At 31.8% G+C, this 19090-nt stretch carries 12 protein-coding genes and 3 pseudogenes; 7 read left to right on the top strand and 8 right to left on the bottom strand.

Going from position 1 to position 19090, the window contains the following annotated elements:
- The first annotated feature begins 17 nt into the window (after positions 1 to 17).
- The gene (locus tag AC0L4B_RS15650; protein ID WP_473437732.1) at positions 18 to 1775 is read left to right on the top strand and encodes a hypothetical protein; all 1758 of its coding nucleotides are present in this window, start codon (positions 18 to 20) and stop codon (positions 1773 to 1775) included.
- Positions 1776 to 1838: 63 nt separating this feature from the next.
- Here the strand turns inward: AC0L4B_RS15650 and AC0L4B_RS15645 are convergent.
- Positions 1839 to 3391: pseudogene (locus tag AC0L4B_RS15645) on the bottom strand (FMN-binding glutamate synthase family protein).
- A 178-nt stretch (positions 3392 to 3569) separates the two neighbouring features.
- Between AC0L4B_RS15645 and AC0L4B_RS15640 the strand changes: the two are divergent.
- The 3 genes from AC0L4B_RS15640 (at position 3570) to AC0L4B_RS15630 (ending at position 8198) form a co-directional block, all read left to right on the top strand.
- Positions 3570 to 5141 (top strand): hypothetical protein, encoded by a 1572-nt coding sequence (locus AC0L4B_RS15640; RefSeq protein WP_473437731.1) that lies wholly within the window; start codon positions 3570 to 3572, stop codon positions 5139 to 5141.
- Between the two features lie 79 nt (positions 5142 to 5220).
- Positions 5221 to 7560: an ATP-dependent helicase gene (locus tag AC0L4B_RS15635; protein ID WP_473437730.1), complete on the top strand. Its 2340-nt coding sequence runs from the start codon at positions 5221 to 5223 to the stop codon at positions 7558 to 7560.
- A 17-nt stretch (positions 7561 to 7577) separates the two neighbouring features.
- Positions 7578 to 8198: an L-threonylcarbamoyladenylate synthase gene (locus AC0L4B_RS15630; protein ID WP_473437729.1), complete on the top strand. Its 621-nt coding sequence runs from the start codon at positions 7578 to 7580 to the stop codon at positions 8196 to 8198.
- A 76-nt stretch (positions 8199 to 8274) separates the two neighbouring features.
- Here AC0L4B_RS15630 and AC0L4B_RS15625 read toward each other — a convergent pair whose 3' ends face one another.
- From AC0L4B_RS15625 to AC0L4B_RS15615, 3 genes and pseudogenes are all read right to left on the bottom strand, one after another.
- Complete coding sequence (locus AC0L4B_RS15625) at positions 8275 to 9132, bottom strand: OmpA/MotB family protein (RefSeq protein WP_473437728.1); 858 nt, start codon at positions 9130 to 9132, stop codon at positions 8275 to 8277.
- 93 nt (positions 9133 to 9225) lie between these two features.
- Positions 9226 to 10211, bottom strand: a pseudogene (locus AC0L4B_RS15620) (glycosyltransferase family 2 protein).
- Complete coding sequence (locus tag AC0L4B_RS15615; RefSeq protein WP_473437727.1) at positions 10208 to 10654, bottom strand: type I restriction enzyme HsdR N-terminal domain-containing protein; 447 nt, start codon at positions 10652 to 10654, stop codon at positions 10208 to 10210. The pseudogene AC0L4B_RS15620 and the gene AC0L4B_RS15615 overlap by 4 nt, the downstream one beginning before the upstream one ends.
- 25 nt (positions 10655 to 10679) lie before the next feature.
- Between AC0L4B_RS15615 and holA the strand changes: the two are divergent.
- The 3 genes and pseudogenes from holA (at position 10680) to AC0L4B_RS15600 (ending at position 12808) form a co-directional block, all read left to right on the top strand.
- A pseudogene (gene holA / locus AC0L4B_RS15610) lies at positions 10680 to 11682 on the top strand (DNA polymerase III subunit delta).
- A gap of 36 nt (positions 11683 to 11718) precedes the next feature.
- A complete protein-coding gene (locus AC0L4B_RS15605; protein WP_473437726.1) occupies positions 11719 to 12084 on the top strand; it encodes a cupin domain-containing protein in 366 nt (121 codons plus the stop codon).
- A 163-nt stretch (positions 12085 to 12247) separates the two neighbouring features.
- Complete coding sequence (locus AC0L4B_RS15600) at positions 12248 to 12808, top strand: type 1 glutamine amidotransferase domain-containing protein (RefSeq protein WP_473437725.1); 561 nt, start codon at positions 12248 to 12250, stop codon at positions 12806 to 12808.
- 61 nt (positions 12809 to 12869) lie between these two features.
- On the opposite strand, the gene AC0L4B_RS15595 is transcribed toward AC0L4B_RS15600, so the two are convergent.
- The 4 genes from AC0L4B_RS15595 to AC0L4B_RS15580 form a co-directional block, all read right to left on the bottom strand.
- Positions 12870 to 13340 (bottom strand): hypothetical protein, encoded by a 471-nt coding sequence (locus tag AC0L4B_RS15595; RefSeq protein WP_473437724.1) that lies wholly within the window; start codon positions 13338 to 13340, stop codon positions 12870 to 12872.
- 42 nt (positions 13341 to 13382) lie between these two features.
- The gene (locus AC0L4B_RS15590; protein WP_028291153.1) at positions 13383 to 13646 is read right to left on the bottom strand and encodes a DUF202 domain-containing protein; all 264 of its coding nucleotides are present in this window, start codon (positions 13644 to 13646) and stop codon (positions 13383 to 13385) included.
- A gap of 86 nt (positions 13647 to 13732) precedes the next feature.
- A complete protein-coding gene (locus tag AC0L4B_RS15585) occupies positions 13733 to 16144 on the bottom strand; it encodes an alpha-ketoacid dehydrogenase subunit alpha/beta (RefSeq protein WP_473437723.1) in 2412 nt (803 codons plus the stop codon).
- Between the two features lie 154 nt (positions 16145 to 16298).
- Positions 16299 to 19061 (bottom strand): gluzincin family metallopeptidase, encoded by a 2763-nt coding sequence (locus tag AC0L4B_RS15580; RefSeq protein WP_473437722.1) that lies wholly within the window; start codon positions 19059 to 19061, stop codon positions 16299 to 16301.
- Between the last annotated feature and the right edge of the window lie 29 nt (positions 19062 to 19090).

Raw genomic sequence — 19090 nt, 5'->3', positions numbered from 1 at the left:
AATTAAAACAATACATTATGAAAACTTTAAATCAACATTTTAAATTTATGCTTAGCCTAATGGTCATGTTAGGTGTCTTATCAACATCATGTAACCCAAATGAGTCTGTTGATATGCCAGATACTCCAGAAGGCAACCCAGCTTCAAGTCAATTAGATTTGGGTGCAAACATCCAAAGAGACTTTATGGGACGTATTGTGGATCAATCTTCAAATCCTTTGGATAATGTTTCTATTATAATAGGAAATAAAACAGCAACAACGGATAATAACGGAATGTTTAAAATTTCTGATGTTCAAGTCAAGCAACGACAAGCCTTTATTTTAGCTGAAAAACCAGGTTTTTTAAACGGAATGCGATCTGTAGTACCTACACAAGGTACAAACATGATTAACATTATGATGATTACTGAAAACTTAGCAGGTACAGTAGCTTCAGGTGTAACTAGTGAAGTTAGCTTACCTAACGGAACAAAAGTAGGTTTTGACGGAAGCTTTAAGGATCAAAACGGAAATGCTTATTCTGGAAATGTAGACGTGTACATGTATTATTTAGATCCAGCAAATCCAGATAATAATATACTAATGCCAGGAAATTTACAAGCAGTAAATCAAGGTGGTGATGAGCGTGTGTTAGAATCTTATGGTATGTTAAATGTAGAATTAAAAGGAGATTCTGGTCAAAAATTAAATATCGCAGATGGACATTTGGCAAGTATTGAAATGCCAATGGATCCAGGACAATCAGGTGTAGCACCTTCAGTAATTCCATTATGGCATTTTGATGAGGTAAATGGATATTGGGTTGAAGATGGAGAAGCAACTTTAGTTTCTGGTAAGTATATTGGAGAAGTATCACATTTTTCTTGGTGGAACTGTGATGCACAATTTCCAACAGTTACTTTGTGTATGACAGTTGTTGATGCTTCAAACGTACCATTATCTAATGTTAAAGTAGAATTATGGAGAAGTGGTCAAACCTATCCTAGAATTGGGTTTTCTGATGGAAATGGACAAATTTGTGGGCTTATTCCTGCTAATGAAACTATAACTCTTAAAGCAATTGATCAATGTGGTTTGGAAGTCTATAATACTAATATAGGACCATTTGGGTCAGATACTAGCTATGGTGATCTTGTAATGTCTTCTGTTAACTATTCTTCTGTAACAGGAAATTTAGTAGATTGTTCAAGTCAACCTGTAACTAATGGATATGTAACAATACAATATGGTCAAGAATACGCTTCCGTAGAAGTTGTAAATGGTAGTTTTACTTTAAATATGATAGAATGTGCTTCAATTACAGAATTTACTTTAGAAGGTGTTAATTATGATACATTTCAAACGACTACACCTTTGCCATTTAATTTTACTACTCCAAATGTCGGAAATATAATAGCTTGTGATACTGTTACAGAATATATATCTGTACAAATTGATAATGATCCAGTAGATTATTACTTGTTAAATTTATCAGCTCAAGAAGGTGATAATGGGACGTCTATGTATATAGGTACGCAAAACTCAACAGGTAGTTTTGTTGTATATGGTAACACGACAACACTAGGTACTTATACTAGTTCTGGGTCACAAGCATTTTATGTTGAAACTGGAATAAATATGGATTTTGGACAGCCCAATACATTACAGTTTACATTAAGTAATTATGGAGCAGTTAATGACTATATTGATATGACTATATCAGGTACATTTACAGATAATGATGGTGTTTTAAGAAATCTGTCTGCATCAATACACGTATTAAGAGATATGTAATATTAATATTTAATTATAAAAAAAAGAGGTTTCAAAATATTTGAAACCTCTTTTTGTATAACTCTATTTCACACCACCTAAATGGTTGCAATCTTTTAAACGTTGTATGCCTTCAAAAGGCACATGTGTTTTATGGTATTGGTAAGTGTTACTTAATTCTTTAGATAAGTTGTGGTCATCAACATTAACTTCAATATCATTCATTGTAAATTGGCAAGGATGCTCGTAGCCAGCAGCATGAGTGATTTCTAAAAATTCCTTTTTAAAAGTATTAAAATATTGTGCTAATCGTTCAGACTTTAAAGGTACGTCAATACCACGTTGTAACCATTTACTTTGTGTAGCGACACCACTTGGACAAGTGTTTGTATGGCAAACCTGAGCTTGGATACAACCAATACTCATCATAGCTTCTCTAGCAACATTTATACAATCGGCTCCCATTGCAAAAGCCATAGCAGCTTTAGCAGGAAAGCCTAATTTACCACTTCCTATAAAAACAATTCGCTCGCTTAATCCTTTGCTCTGAAACAATTTATATAAATCTCCAAAACCATACACCCAAGGTAAAGAGACATGGTCGGCAAAACTTGGAGGAGCAGCACCTGTACCACCTTCGCCACCATCAACAGTAATAAAATCTGGACCTTTACCAGTCGCTTTCATGATGTCTGCAAGTTCTTCCCATTGTTCTAATTTACCAATAGCAGCTTTAATCCCAACAGGTAACCCAGTAGCATCTGCAATACGTTCAATAAAATCTACTAGTTCTGAGACATTGCTAAACGCTTTATGATTAGGAGGCGATAAGACGTCTTTACCAACTTCAACACCTCTAATTTCTGCTATTTGAGGCGTTATTTTTGCTCCTGGTAACACGCCACCTTTTCCTGGTTTTGCACCTTGAGATAATTTTACTTCTATAGCTCTTACAAAAGGATTGTCTTCCACTAATTTTATCATTTTTTCCATAGAAAATCCTCCGTCTTCAGCACGTACACCAAAATATCCTGTACCAAAATGAAACACAACATCTCCACCATTACTGTGATAAGGAGACAATCCGCCTTCACCAGTATTGTGATAAGCATCTGCTATTTTTACACCTTTGTTTAAAGATTCTACTGCTTTCGCAGAAAGCGAGCCAAAACTCATTGCAGACACATTAATAACCGAAGCTGGTCTGTAAGGTTTACGTCGTTTATTATATTCACCCATAACTTTTGCACAAGGCAAAAAACTTTTGTCTTTAGCATGTGGATGATGGTCTTCAACCTTGTAAGGCATCATGGCATTATTAATAAAAATATGCTGATGCGCAAAAATGTTTCTATCAGTTCCAAAACCTTCGTAGTTATTTTCTTTTTTTGCAGAAGCATAAATCCAACCACGTTCTATTCTATTAAAAGGTAGTTCTTCTCTGTTGTTTGCAACTAAATACTGTCTTAATTCTGGACCAATTTTTTCTAACATATATCTAAAATGTCCAACTACAGGAAAGTTGTGACTTATGGTATGTTTTTTTGTAAAATGTCTCTAATAGCAATTATTACCAAAGCAATTATAATCCAAAGCCACCAAGATATTGATGACAAAACGTTTAAAATAGTATCCATATATGTATGTATAGGTTTTTCTCAAAAATAAACAATCTGTGTAATTTCAGTAACTATTTAATTTATTAATAACGGTTTTAAATAAATAGAGAAGTGGTCTAAATTCTACTTTTAGTTATTAGTGTTAAGATATTTTTAAAAAGTTGTCTCTGACAATCTAAGGGTTATCTTTATAAGTATGGAACAGAAAAAGAAAAAACGGATCGTTATCATATCAATAACTTTAACATTAATTGTGTTATTGTTTTTTATAACTAAAGCTATTATTAAAAATAAATTAGAACACTATCTTGCTAATTTACCAGAACAAATAGAGTTAAAATATGAAGGCCTTTCAATTGGCTTGTTATCAGGAGATGTTGTTTTTGATGGTCTTAGGGTTAATTTAAAAGGGCAAACGACTGGTCAGTCTAATGGGTTTGTACAGTCCAAAAACCTGTCTTTAATAGGGTTTAGTTATTGGGATTACATAGTAAACCAAACGATAAATGTTTCAAGTATTATTGCTAATCAACCTGTAGTAACATACTATCATAATCCTTTAGCTAGTACATCTCAAGGTAGTCAAGCCATTTTTGATGATATTAAACAAAAGGTTACTGTAGATGATTTTAAAATAAAAAATGCAAAAATAGAGGTCTTCGATTTAGAAAAAGATTCAGTATTGCTAAAAACTGAAAACCTCAATTTTAGCCTAACAGATTTTATATTTAACGGAAAGCAGTCAAGTAATACCAAAACCCCTTTTCAATTTAAAAATGTAGCATTAAAAATTAATCATCTAGAGTATCAGGTTAACAATTTTGAAACACTTTCTTTTAATGAATTAATATTTGATAATAATACAACAGCGATTTCAGATTTAAAACTGAAAACAAAACTCTCAAAAGAAAATTTATCTAATCAACTGCAAACCGAACGTGATTATTTTGATTTACACATACCTAAGATACAAATAGAAAATCAAGATTTTGATTTTAAAGGCGCAAAGTTGTTAGCATTTTCTAGTAAAAACATGACAGTATCAGACTTAAAACTAATCATTTTTAGAGATAAGCTGGTAGCGGATGACTTGACTAACAAAGACATGTACAGTAAAATGTTAAGGGATTTGGATATACAGTTGGACTTAAAAGCAATTCAAATTATTAATGGATCTATAACCTATCAAGAAAAAGTTAAAAAAGACACGCAAGCAGGTACTTTAGATTTTAAAAATTTTAATGCAAAATTGTCAAATGTTAGTAACACTTATCAAAATAGTCAAACTACAATAGATATAGATTGCATTTTCATGGAAAACACTCCGTTGCAAGTCAACTGGTCCTTTGATGTTAATAATTTACAAGACCATTTTACATTTAAAGCAAATTTAGGTAATCTCAAAGCCGAAGCTTTGAATCAATTTATGACACCTAATTTAAATTTAAAATTAGAAGGAGACCTAAAACAAACATTGTTTACAATTGATGGTAATGCGGTCACATCAAATGTAGATTTAAAAACAAAATATAATCAATTTGATATTATAATATTAAAAGAGAATGGTAACGAAAAAAACAAACTCTTATCTGGAATAATAAATCTTTTTGTATCTAAAGACAGTAAAGATCAGAGTGATAACTTCAGGAATAGTGACACCAAGCAAGTGACAAGAGATAATACAAAATCCATTTTTAACTTTATTTGGAAAAATACTCAAGCTGGTTTAATCTCAGCTATGGCAGGAGATGGTACAAAAGAAAATTAATTGTTTATAATTATTAATAAATACAAGGGGTTAAAACGGTTACATTACTTATTTTTGTATCCTTTAAAAAACAAGCCATTTGGAAAAGTATCTAAGTCAGTTAAACGAAGCACAATACGCGCCAACAGTTCAAAAAGATGGACCTATGATTATTATCGCAGGTGCAGGTTCTGGAAAAACACGTGTGCTTACCTATAGGATTGCCTATTTAATGAATCAAGGTGTGGATTCTTTTAATATTTTAGCATTAACCTTTACCAATAAGGCTGCTAAAGAAATGAAAGGAAGGATTGCCGAAATAGTTGGTGCTAGCGAAGCTAAAAACCTTTGGATGGGAACCTTTCACTCCGTTTTTGCTAAAATTCTTCGTTTTGAAGGACATCATTTAGGTTATCCAAGTAATTTCACTATTTATGATACCCAAGATTCTCAAAAATTAATGGGATCTATTATCAGAGAAATGGGCTTAGACAAAGACTTGTATAAAACAAAACAAGTATACAGCAGGATTTCATCTTACAAAAACAGCTTGATAACAGTTAAGGCCTATTTTAGTAATCCTGAGCTAATGGAAGCTGACGTTATGGCTAGACGTCCAAAAATGGGTGAAATTTATAAAACCTATGTGGATCGCTGTTTTAAAGCAGGAGCAATGGATTTTGACGATTTACTGTTACGTACCAATGAGCTGTTAACACGTTTTCCTCAAGTTTTAGCACAATATCAAGATAAATTTAGATACATTTTGGTGGATGAGTACCAAGATACTAACCACAGTCAATATCTAATAGTTCGCGCTTTAGCAGACCGTTTTCAAAACATATGTGTAGTAGGTGATGATGCACAAAGTATTTATGCCTTTAGAGGTGCAAATATTAGTAACATCCTTAATTTCCAGAAGGATTATGACGATGTAAAAATGTATCGTTTAGAACAAAATTACCGTTCAACAAAAAATATAGTTGGTGCTGCCAACTCAGTAATAGAGCATAACCAAACTAAACTTGAAAAAGTAGTTTGGACAGCTAATGACGAAGGACCAAAAGTGCAAGTACATCGTAGCTTGACAGATGGTGACGAAGGACGTTTTGTAGCCAGTACTATTTGGGAAACTAAAATGAATGATCACGTGCCAAATAGTGCTTTTGCTATTTTGTATCGTACCAATTCACAATCTCGTGCAATGGAGGACGCGTTAAGAAAACGTGATATTCCGTATCGTATTTATGGAGGTACATCGTTTTACCAACGTAAAGAAATTAAAGACGTTATTGCCTACTTGCGTTTAATACTCAATTCTTCAGATGAAGAAGCTTTAAAACGTGTAATAAATTATCCAGCTCGAGGTATTGGACAAACTACAATTGATAGATTGATTGTAGCTGCTAACAGTTCTGGTAAAACCATTTATAGCCTTTTAAAAAATATTGATAACGTAGATGTTAACATTAATAACGGAACCAAAAACAAATTAAAAGATTTTGTAACGCTTATTGAGAGTTACCAAGTAATGAATCAAACCGCTAATGCTTTTGATTTAGCTGAGCACGTTACCAAAACTAGTGGTTTAATAAAAGAATTTAACAAAGACGGTACACCAGAAGGTATTTTAAGACTTGAGAACGTTGAAGAACTTTTAAATGGTATTAAGGATTTTGTTGAAGGACAGCTAGAAATAGCAGACTCTAACGACAATTTAGCCGAATTTTTAGAAGATGTTGCATTAGCAACAGATCTAGATGGAGATAAAGGAGATCCTGACCACGTAGCACTAATGACCATTCACTCTTCTAAAGGGTTAGAGTTTAGTCATGTATTTGTTGTTGGTTTAGAAGAAGATTTGTTTCCTAGTGCAATGAGTATGAATACACGTAGTGAACTAGAAGAAGAACGTCGTTTATTTTATGTAGCACTAACAAGAGCAGAGAAAAAAGCATATTTAACCTATGCATTATCAAGATACCGTTGGGGAAAATTAGTAGATTCTGAACCTAGTCGTTTTATTGAAGAAATTGACGATCAGTTTTTAGACATCATTACTCCAATTGAAGAAAGGCGTATTAATCCAATGTTATCAGCAGATATTTTTGGAGATACACCACCAAATAAGATTAGATTTAAAAAAGCAGTACAACCTAAATTACAAAAGAAAGTGGCCAAAAAGAAAGAACCAGTAAACTTCGAAATCAGTGCACCAAAAAAATTAAAAAAAGCATCAGAGGTGATTCCTCATGAAGATGCAAACTCATTTGGAGGAGAGCTTGCTGAAGGAAACAGAGTAAAACACCTTAAATTTGGAAGAGGTGAAGTATTAAAAATTGAAGGAAAAGGTAGTGACGTTAAAGCCGAAATTGATTTTGAATTTGGAGGTAAAAAGAAACTATTATTACGTTTTGCAAAATTACAGCTTATAGGATAGATTTATACTCACATGTTATGGCAGATTTTATCAGAATTTACGAAGAAAACCCAAATCCAAAGGAAATTAAAAAAGTAGTAGATGTCCTAAAAAAAGGAGGTCTTATTATTTATCCCACAGATACGGTTTATGGTTTAGGTTGTGATATTACTAATACTAAAGCATTAGAACGTATTGCTAGAATTAAAGGGGTTAAATTAGAGAAGGCTAATTTTTCGTTTATATGTCATGACTTAAGCAACCTTTCAGATTATGTTAAGCAAATTGATAGTAGCACTTTTAAAATTTTAAAACGTGCTTTACCTGGACCTTACACATTTATTTTACCAGGTTCTAAAACATTACCAGCTGCTTTTAAAAAGAAAAAAGAAGTCGGTATACGTGTACCTAATAACACTATCGCTTTGGATATAGTTAAAGCATTAGGTAATCCTATTATATCAACGTCTATTAGAGATGAAGATACTATTTTAGAGTATACTACAGATCCTGAGTTAATATTAGAAAAGTGGGACAATCTAGTAGACTTAGTAATTGATGGTGGCTATGGAGATAATCAAGCCTCAACAATTATAGATTTGTCAGGTGATGAACCAGAAATAATAAGAGAGGGAAAAGGAAGTTTAGAGATTTTCTAAATCCCCATTTTATTATTAGCATATAAAAAAAGCTCAACCATTAGGTTGAGCTTTTTTTATGTAAGATTAAATAAATTTATTCTTTAGATAAGCTTTTCATTTCAGTTTCAATCATTTCGTAAAACTGATCAATTTTTGGTAAGATGTAAATTTTAGTACGTCTGTTAATAGCTCTGTTTGTTGGAGAGTCATTAGCTACTAAAGGTAAATGATCACCACGTCCTGCAGCAATTAATTGTTTAGGGTCAACACCTAAATCTTGTAACGCTCTAACAATTGCAGTACTACGTTTAACACTTAAGTCCCAATTATCAATTAATACACCACCTTTTTTGTAAGGTACATTATCTGTATGTCCTTCAACCATTGCTTCAAAGTTTGGCTTTCCATTAATAACTGTAGCAACTTTACCTAAAATCTCATTGGCTTTAGAAGAAATGTTATAGCTTCCGCTTTTAAATAATAATTTATCTGATAACGAGATAAATACGACGCTTTTTTCAACGTTAATCTCAATATCTGGATCATTTAAACCAACCTCTTTTTTAAGACTAGTAACTAACGCTAAAGTAACGCTGTCTTTTTTAGTTAAAGCATCTTGTAATCTTGATATTTTTAAATCTTTTTCTTTTAAACTTTCTAAAGATTTTTCAAGATTAGCAGCTCCTTTTGTAGTTAAAACAGTCATGTCTTTACTGCTTTCTATTAAAGCTTGATTATTAGCTTTCATATCTGCTAAACGTGCTTGTAGCTCTTTTAATCGTGCTGCAGATGCAGCTTCGTCAGCTAAACAAGAGTTTAATTTTACAGTTGCTGTGTTTAATAAATCCTGTGTTTCTTTTTGTTTTGCTTCTAATGCAGCAAATTCTTTTTTAGATACACAAGAGCTTAATAATAAAAGTGCACTTGCACTTAGTAATAGGATTCTTTTCATAATTTTTAAATGATAAATTAGATTTATACAATACCAAATGTATAAATAATTAAAATGTTAAAATTAGGTTTAACAAAATTTTTACTAAAAGATTTAAAATTGATTAAATTTATGTTTCTTACTTACAAAGTAAGACCATACAACGGATTTTTGATTAAAATATTTTGCCTTTTGTGTGTTATTTTTTCGCCATTTTAAAAGTGTACTTAAGTTTTTGTAATAGCTAAAATGTGCTTTTAGTATGGCAATGATGTGTTTAGGCTTCCATTCGGTTAAAAATTTTAAAGCAGCAATACCATCTAAAATTAGTCTTGTTAAGACTAAAATAAACAAATTACCATTAGCATTTTTTGTAAGAGTAAATAGACTGTTTCTAAAATTTAAATAGGTTTTTTTGGATGTGATGCATCTAAGGTTGCGCCTCCAACGTGATATACTAGCGATTCATTAATATATTTGGTTATATAGTTTTTATTAAAAGCTCTCCAACACAAATCTATTTCTTCCATGTGAGCGAAAAACGATTGATCAAAGCCTTCTAATACTTCAAATGTTGATTTTCTTATAAAAAAGCAAGCGCCTGAAGCCCAAAAAATAGTCGTGCTTGGGTATTGGTTGTGGTGGTCTTCAATAGTATTAAAAATACGACCTCTACAGTATGGATATCCATATTTATCAATAAAGCCACCTGCAGCGCCAGCGTATTCAAATTTAGTTTTGTCTTTAAAATCTAAAATTTTGGGTTGTATAATTGCTGTTTCAGATTCGTTTTTAAACGTATTAATAATAGGTATTAACCAATTAGGAGTAACTTCAATGTCACTATTTAATAAACAATAAATATCTTCTTTGACATGTTTTAAAGCATCATTATATCCCTTTGCATAACCACCATTTGTTGTGTTTTGAATTATTTTGATATCAGGAAAATTAGCTTTTACATACGCTACAGAATCATCCGTAGAAGCATTGTCTGCGACATATATCACTGCTTCTTTAGAGTATTCAACTACAGAAGGTAAAAATTGTTCTAACAATTTAATTCCGTTCCAATTTAATATTACAACTGCTATTTTCATTTTGTGTATTCTGGGATGTCTTTTAAAAAATGATACTGTTCTGCATCAAAATCCATGTTACAATAATAATGATTAATACCGTTGGTAACCATTAAATATGTTGCATTAAGTACTAAGTTGTAGCGTGCTATTTGGTCAAAGGTATCTTGTTTGATATTAATTTTTGGTGCTTTACATTCCACAATTAAATGGATGCTTCCGTCTGTATTAAAAACCACAATGTCATAGCGTTTTTTTAAATCATTGACTTTAAGTTCCTTTTCTACATTAATTAACGAGATAGGATATTTTTTAACTTCAATTAAATAATGCACGCAGTGTTGTCTAACCCATTCTTCAGGTTGTAGAATCACAAATTTTTTACGAATAACATCAAAAATAGAAACTTTATTTTCGCTATTTTTGAATCGAAACGAATATGTAGGGAAATTTAATTTTTGCACTACACAAAATTGGTGATTTTTTTTAATGGACGAAGTCAAAAAGCTAGTAACTGATATAAAAAATAAGCAACTAAAACCTATCTATTTATTAATGGGTGAGGAAGCTTATTATATTGATAAAATTTCGGATTTTATTGAAGACACTGTTTTAACAGAAGAGGAGCGTGGCTTTAACCAAATGGTTTTATATGGTCGTGACATTACTGTGGATGACATTGTAAGTAATGCTAAGCGTTTTCCTATGATGGCAGAACGTCAGGTAGTCATAGTTAAAGAGGCTCAAGATTTAGCAAGAACCATTGATCAATTAGCTAGCTATGCTAAAAACCCGCAACCTACAACTGTTTTGGTTATATGTTATAAGTATAAAAAAGTTGATAAACGAAAAGCGGTTTATAAAGAAATAAAAAAATCAGGATATGTTTATGAGAGTAAAAAGTTATACGAAAATCAAGTTCCTGATTGGATAAGACGTGTACTTTCACCTAAAGGGTATTCTATAACTCCAAAAGCCTCACAAATGTTAGTTGAGTTTTTAGGGACCGACTTAAGTAAATTAAGTAACGAGTTAGAAAAACTTCAAATAGTTTTACCAAAAGACACACAGATTACCCCAGATCATATTGAGCAGAATATTGGAATAAGTAAAGATTACAATAACTTTGAGTTACGTAAAGCTATTGGTGCAAAAAACACTGCTCAAGCGTTTAAAATAATTAATTATTTTGCCGAAAACCCAAAAGCCAATCCTATGGTTTTAACTGTATCTTTATTGTTTAGTTTTTTCTCAGTTGTTGCAACTTCATGGAATGACAGATCGTAATCCACGTGCTGTAGCCTCTGCATTACGCGTAAACCCTTATTTTGTAAACGAATATTTAGAAGCTGCAAGACAATATCCAATGCGTAAAGTCAGCCAAGTTATAGCTATCTTAAGAGAGTTTGATGGTAAAAGTAAAGGTGTAGACAGTAATGCTGTGCCACAAGGCGATTTGCTAAAAGAGATGTTGTTTAAAATTATGAGCTAATTAGGCTTTACCTTATATAGTAGTAAAATTAATATCATGAAATTAATACCTTATTTTTTTGTCTTAATGATAGTAATGTCTTGTAAAACAACTCAAGTTTTACCAGACCCTTTAGAAGCAGGTTGGAACGGGGAAAAAGTGTGTGAGGTTTTAAATGAAACTAAAAAACAACGCATCTTAAAATGTACCTTTCCACTAAATGTTGGTCACCAAAAACATTATCATAAACCACATTTTGGATACACTTTAGCAGGAAGTACTTTTAAAATGATAGATCATAAAGGAGAAAGAGTAGTACCTGTACCAACAGGAGTTACTTGGTATAAAGATGTATTAACAGAACATGAAGTTCTAAACGTTGGAGACAGTACAGCTGTTTTTTTAATTATTGAACCTAAATAGTTAAATCCTTTAACGTATTGCTGTAGCTTTTAACACTACTATTATAAGCTTTAACATTTCCTATTAAATACAAGTTAAACCATGTCTTAAATTCTTGAAAGGCTAATGTTTATAGTAATTTAGATGAGAATCGAATTATTAATAACAAAACCAAAAAAAGAAAATGGAAAACTTAGAGAGAAAGAAAGTTGCAATTTTAGCAACAAATGGATTTGAAGAAAGTGAATTAAAAGAACCAATGAATGCTTTAAAAGAAGCAGGAGCAGACGTACATATTGTTTCTGAACAATCAGGAAAAATTAAATCTTGGAACGACGGAAATTGGAGTACAGAATATGACGTTGACAAAACCATAAATCAAGTATCACAAAGTGATTATAATGCACTAGTGTTACCAGGAGGAGTCATTAATCCAGATGTTTTAAGACGAAACGATGATGCTATTAGATTAATAAAATCGTTTTTTGAAAATAAAAAACCAGTAGCAGCAATTTGTCATGCACCATGGTTATTAGCAGAAGCTGGAGTATTACAAGGACGTAAAGTAACATCGTTTAACTCTATTAAGAGAGACTTGGTAAATGCTGGAGCCATGTGGGAAGATAGTGAAGTTGTTGTAGATGAAGGTTTGGTTACTAGTCGTAATCCAAATGATTTGCCAGCCTTTAATAAAAAGTTAATTGAAGAAGTTTATGAAGGTAAGCATGAGATGCAAACTGCATAAAATATTTGATTTTTCATAATAAAAAAAGCCAACGTAAAGTTGGCTTTTTTTATTATGAAATTTACATGTCCTCTAACTCAGAAGTATAATCGTATTGTAAGTCTTCATGAAGCGCTAAAACTTTTTTAGTTATGGCTTCAATATTTCTATCATAAATATTGGTCAAGGTAGTGTTTCTAGAAATAGAGGGTTTCATTACTTTAAGCTTCTTACAAAAATAGAGTAGTAGTTCAACTTCAGTTTCCTTATTCAGTGAGTACCTAATATATTTTTTTGTGTTTCTTAATATTTTTCGAACACTTTTTTTGATGTAAAAAAAGCTATCTGTATTGATCAATTCAAACTGTTCGTCTATTTCTGCTTTGACAGTATCAATATATCCCGCTTCGCTATCAGCTTCAAATAATAAATAGGTTAAAAGTTCTTTGTTTTCTTTTTTAAACCTAGACAGTCTTAGGCATAGTTGAGCTAATTCTTCGTTAGATTTATGTTTTAATTCTTTACGTATAGTAACTACAGATACTGCTTTCATTTATGTTATTATTTTTTCCGCTTGACGGAATCGATACCAAATTTACACTTTATAATGTTTTTTGATAGTGCGTTTTACAGTAAATAATCTAAGAATTCCGATTAGTAATATTACAGGAGCAATACCTATTAGAATTATTCCGTAGGTTTTTAAGTCTGCTAGAAGATCTAGCTTTAATATGGTTATTCCTGTACCTAAAATAACTAAGAATGTTCTGAAATAGGCTAAAAAGGTGCGTTCGTTTGCAAGTTTAGTACGCTCTATAGCTAGCCAGTCTCTTGTGGTAAGGTTTGAATTGTTGGACATGTTTTAAGTATAGGTTTTAAAGATATAAAAAAAGCCCATCTAATTATTTAGATGGGCTTAATATTATTTAAATTAACTGATGTTAATTATCTTAATTTTGGGTAAGTGCTAGGATTAGCCTCATGCATAACATCATAAATAGCTTCAAAGACATCTTCAACAGATGGTTTAGAAAAATAATCTCCATCCGTACCATAAGCTGGTCTATGTGGTTTTGCAGCTAATGTTTTAGGTTGACTGTCTAAAAATTTAAAAGCCTCTTGCTTGTTTAAAACTTGATCTAAAATGTAAGCCGAAGCTCCTCCAGGTACATCTTCATCAATAACCATTAAGCGGTTAGTTTTTTGTACACTTTTGACAATATCATGATTTAAATCAAAAGGTAATAAAGATTGTACATCAATAATTTCAGCGTTAATCCCAACTTCAGCTAACTCTTTAGCAGCTTGTTGTACAATTCTTAAGGTTGATCCGTACGACACTAAAGTAATATCTTCTCCTTCTTTTACAGTTTCAACAACTCCAATAGGTGTTTTAAATTCACCTATATTAGATGGTAATTGCTCTTTTAAACGGTAACCATTTAAACATTCTACGACTAAAGCAGGTTCGTCACTTTGTAATAATGTATTGTAAAAACCAGCAGCTTTAGTCATGTCTCTTGGTACTAAAACGTGAATACCTCTTACTAAATTTAATACACCTCCCATTTGTGACCCAGAGTGCCAAATACCTTCTAGTCTATGACCACGCGTACGAATAATTAAAGGTGCTTTTTGACGTCCTTTTGTACGATATCTTAATGTTGCCAAGTCATCACTAATAATTTGTAAAGCATACATGATATAGTCTAAGTACTGGATTTCAGCAATTGGACGTAAACCACGCATTGCCATACCAATTCCTTGTCCTAAAATAGTAGCTTCTCTAATTCCTGCATCAGCAACACGAAGTTCGCCATATTTTTCTTGTAAACCTTCTAAACCTTGGTTTACATCTCCAATATTTCCTGCATCTTCACCAAATACTAAAGTTTCTGGATAGTTGTTAAATATATAATCAAAGTTTTCTCTTAAAACCACACGTCCATCTACAGATTCAGTATCGTCATTATAGGTTGGCTTAACTTCTTTTACATGTATAGCAGCGCTTTCAGAATCGTTATGTAAATCTGAACTATATAAAGGTTGAACTTTTTCAAAAAACGCATCAATCCAATCTAATAATTGTTGTTTTTCTGAAGTGTTTTCAGAAATAACATAACGTAACGCTTTTCTTGCTGCTTGCACAGCATCTTTTCTATTAGGTTCTTTAGAGTCTTCTAATTCGTTTACTATTTTTTCAATAAAAACTTTGTTAGGACTTGAATTTGCAACGGTTTGTAAAAGCGAAACAATTTCATTTTTTTCAGCTAAAGCTGGTTCTAAATAATTAGACCAAGCAGCTTTTTTTGCATCTCTAACTTGTTTTTTTATGTTTTTTTCTATGGTTTGTAATTCTTCGTCAGTAGCAATATTATTGTCTATTAACCAAGTTCTCATTTTTACATTACAATCATTTTGGGCTTCCCAATTTAAACGTGCTTTATCTTTATAACGTTCATGTGACCCTGAAGTCGAGTGACCTTGAGGTTGTGTTAACTCGTTAACATGAATTAAAACAGGTACGTGCTCTTCTCTAGCTATTTTTGATGCTTCTTCATAAGTTGCAATTAAGTTGGCATAATCCCAACCTTTGACACGAAGTATCTCATAACCATTAGCATCTTTATCACGTTGGAATCCTTTTAAGATTTCAGATATATTTTCTTTTGTAGTTTGGTGTCTAGCGTGTACTGAGATTCCGTATTCATCATCCCAAACACTTATAACCATTGGTACTTGTAAAACACCAGCAGCATTAATGGTTTCAAAAAATAGACCTTCACTAGTACTGGCATTACCTATGGTTCCCCAAGCGACTTCGTTTCCTTCAACAGAAAAGTTTGTTGTATCAATGCCTTTTACATTTCTGTAAATTTTCGAAGCTTGAGCTAATCCCAATAATCTAGGCATTTGTCCAGCAGTAGGAGAGATGTCAGAGCTTGAGTTTTTTTGTTGTGTTAAATTATTCCAGTTACCATTAGCGTCTAAACTGTGTGTGGCAAAATGCCCTCCCATTTGGCGACCTGCAGACATAGGCTCTTGACTTAAGTCTGTATTAGCATATAAACCAGCAAAAAATTGCTGGATTGTTAATTGACCAATAGCCATCATAAATGTTTGGTCGCGATAATAACCAGATCTAAAGTCTCCGTTTTTAAAGGCTTTAGCCATAGCAAGTTGTGGTACTTCTTTACCGTCTCCAAAAATACCAAACTTAGCTTTTCCTGTTAAGACCTCACGACGTCCAAGTAAACTACATTCTCTACTGGTTACAGCAACTTTATAGTCGTTAAGTACTTCTGTTTTGAAATCGTCAAAAGATAGATCTTTATTGGTGTTAGCTTCTGTTTGCATATATAATGGTGTTATTTGATAACAAATTTACTGAATATTTGTGGGTTTTGCAATATCGAAAATGCTTAAAAAATAAGAATTATTTAAAAAATAGATTGATTGAGTTAATAATCTGTAAAAAAATAGGATTATATCTAATTCTGTTAAGAATTTATTAATACCAACGACGTGTAAATAGTCCTAAAAGTGTTTTAGGGGACAGTGTGACTATAAATCTAATCTTTTCGTCATAATTAGGTTGTCCAATCTCCCAACCTAAATTGGAGTAAATAGGGAAGTATAGCTCAAAATAATCTTCGACCAAATTTAATCTGATACCAGAATCGTATACAAACTTAGGTTTAAAATTATGGCTTTTTATAATTCCTGCATCACCATACAACATGATATACCTCCAAAGGGTTGTGCTGGTATTGGCAGTGGTCATCCATTGGTTAGCAAATGGTTGTCTTAATTTAGATTTAAAACCACCTTCCGCAATTATAATCTGTTGACTCAATATTCCCGTTTGTTCACTTCGACCTAAATAATTATAATCAAATAAATAGTCTGTTGGTCTGTCTAAAGCAAAGCTAAAAAAGTCTGAATCTTGATAGGTGTCATTGTATAAAAACACACCAGAAAATAGTCTTAGGTTAAATTGTTTGTTGCGTTCGTTTAAATGTCTAAACTCTAATGTAGCAGATAATTTACCAAAGTTTTTAGCTAATTGTAAATCTGTAAATAATGAGGCGTAATCTTTTAAGTTATTATCTACAATACCAAATTTGGTATTAAAAACCGAGTATTTTGGTTCTCCATTAGTTTCAAATTCTCCTGTTGGATCAACCTCTCTATTTATATTGACGTATCTAAAAGATAAAAATTCGCGTTTATTATCTCTTAGGTTTTTATGGTCTCTAAAATTAAAATCGATAAATGGTGTAAAAGAGGTGTAAGTTAAATTAGGCGCATAGTTATAATAGTTACCAGATAAACCATAACGTGTACGATAATTATCAGAATCTTCAGGACGTGCGTTATATATTAAAGATGCACTACCAACTATTTGTTTACTTTTAAACCCAAATTTTGGACTGATTTTGTATAAGAAACGTTTACTAAGTAACGTTTTGTTGTATAATTTTAAACCAGGAGATAACCCATCATAAAAGTTATATTCAAATTCTGGCATAAAAAAGACTTGACTGTAATTAGGGTCTTCAATGTCTTTAAATAATCTAAATTGAAGTGGTTTATTAGTTAAGAAAAAACCATTCAGTTTTTTATAGTTATTACGTTGGTTAAATTCCGGAATTGTATAATCATAATTAAGGGCTAATTGGTCAACATTATCATTAGCAATGGTTATTTTTTTTGTACCATCAAAACCCTCAATCCATTGTTTAGAGGTTATGCTGTCATTCTTTAAAGTGAATAAAGAAATAGGCATTGCATTATTACGTATGTTTTTTAAGGTTATGGTAATAGAATCTTCAGTTTTTTTGACCTTTTTTATTTTGAAATCTATTTTTTTATTAGTCTTTACATAGTCATTAAAAAACCAATCAATATTCTTATCGGTTTTTGAAGCTATCAAGGTTTCAAAATCTTCAGGCGTTGTTCGTTTAAGCTTAGTTTGTTTTACAAACTCGCTTATAGTTTGGTCTACAACAGAATCTCCAACATAGTCATCCAGATATTTTAAACCAACAGCAGCTTTGTATTTGTTAGAAATGTTTTTGTTAAATTTTAACAACGAATCCTTAGCCATACCAATAGGTTGGTCAATATTTGTACGAGCCATGTGCATGTATAAAAACGAATATTGGTCGTTAAAATTTAAGTCTGAGGCATGAAACGCTCGGACACCCCAAACTTTGGATAGCTTTCCTAGAATCTTTTGATTTGGATAATACTCTTCTACATATTTAATCAAGTAATACACTTGAATACCATCTAATAACCATTGTTCTTCTCTAGGGTTTATTAGTAAGGTGTTTTCTAAATATACTTTTAAAGCTGTTTTAAGTATTTTAAGTTCATATTGAAAACTATCTTCAAAAGGTCTAATAAAATCTGGTAATAGATTTAAACCATAAATTGGGTCTTTTTTATAGTCAATCCAAGTTAGTAAGACTTTTTTATGAGGATATTGTCCAAGGTTTTTAGTGATAAATTGTGCAACCCTATCCGATAAAATGGCAACATCAGTAGCAGGTAAATCTTCGTTATCTAAATTAGATTGAATACTAAAAAAGTCTGTTTCAACTGTATTAAAATCGTTTGTTGTAACTAACGAGAATTTAGTGTTTATTCTGTCGTTTCCGCTAAAAATGGATGTTGTCCTATCTCTAATAGTATTGTTTTCAACTAAATCTAATTCTGTTATGGGTTTAAAGTTATTTGGGTAATTAACTTTTAGTGTTATGTCAGAAGGATTGACATAAAGGTCATCTAAGTCTTTGTTGCTATAATAATGCCAAGTTCCGTCAAATACAGCAGGAGTTATGTACCAAAAGCGTAAGTTGTATTGTCCATCACTTGTAAGTCCATAACGCGTGAATTTATTATTAGGGACTTGTACAATGTAATTTAATGATAAATCATAGGTTTCGTTTGGTGCTAAAGGATTTTTTAACGCGACTTTTATAACATCTGGATGCTGCTTTAATCTTTGATGATAAACGTCTTGGCCTTCTTGTTTTATAGCTGTTATGGCAGTAAAACCTCTGTCTTCATTATTAGCAAAATGGAATGTGGTTTTAAATTCATCTGCAAACCGATCTGCTAGAGGAGTCGTTTTGGAAGAGTAACTATGGCTCCAATCATTAAGGTAAATGGTATCTAAAGTTTGATTTGTAGTATTTTGGTATTTTATGTTTTGAGTAATTTTAATACTGTGCTTTGTGGTATCAAAATCAGCATCAATAGTCATGCTATTTTGGCTTAAAGCCGAAAGACTTA

The sequence above is a fragment of the Olleya sp. NP1-10 genome (assembly GCF_055804415.1).
Note: the sequence above shows the minus strand (reverse complement) of the source record. Positions and strands in the feature narration are given on the sequence as shown.

Coding starts and splice junctions, on each gene's coding strand:
- AC0L4B_RS15605 (WP_473437726.1), top strand. CDS start 11,719: ATGAAATTAATACCTTATTTTTTTGTCTTAATGATAGTAATGTCTTGT.
- AC0L4B_RS15585 (WP_473437723.1), bottom strand. CDS start 16,144: ATGCAAACAGAAGCTAACACCAATAAAGATCTATCTTTTGACGATTTC.
- AC0L4B_RS15600 (WP_473437725.1), top strand. CDS start 12,248: ATGGAAAACTTAGAGAGAAAGAAAGTTGCAATTTTAGCAACAAATGGA.
- AC0L4B_RS15625 (WP_473437728.1), bottom strand. CDS start 9,132: ATGAAAAGAATCCTATTACTAAGTGCAAGTGCACTTTTATTATTAAGC.
- AC0L4B_RS15580 (WP_473437722.1), bottom strand. CDS start 19,061: ATGACTATTGATGCTGATTTTGATACCACAAAGCACAGTATTAAAATT.
- AC0L4B_RS15590 (WP_028291153.1), bottom strand. CDS start 13,646: ATGTCCAACAATTCAAACCTTACCACAAGAGACTGGCTAGCTATAGAG.
- AC0L4B_RS15640 (WP_473437731.1), top strand. CDS start 3,570: ATGGAACAGAAAAAGAAAAAACGGATCGTTATCATATCAATAACTTTA.
- AC0L4B_RS15630 (WP_473437729.1), top strand. CDS start 7,578: ATGGCAGATTTTATCAGAATTTACGAAGAAAACCCAAATCCAAAGGAA.
- AC0L4B_RS15650 (WP_473437732.1), top strand. CDS start 18: ATGAAAACTTTAAATCAACATTTTAAATTTATGCTTAGCCTAATGGTC.
- AC0L4B_RS15595 (WP_473437724.1), bottom strand. CDS start 13,340: ATGAAAGCAGTATCTGTAGTTACTATACGTAAAGAATTAAAACATAAA.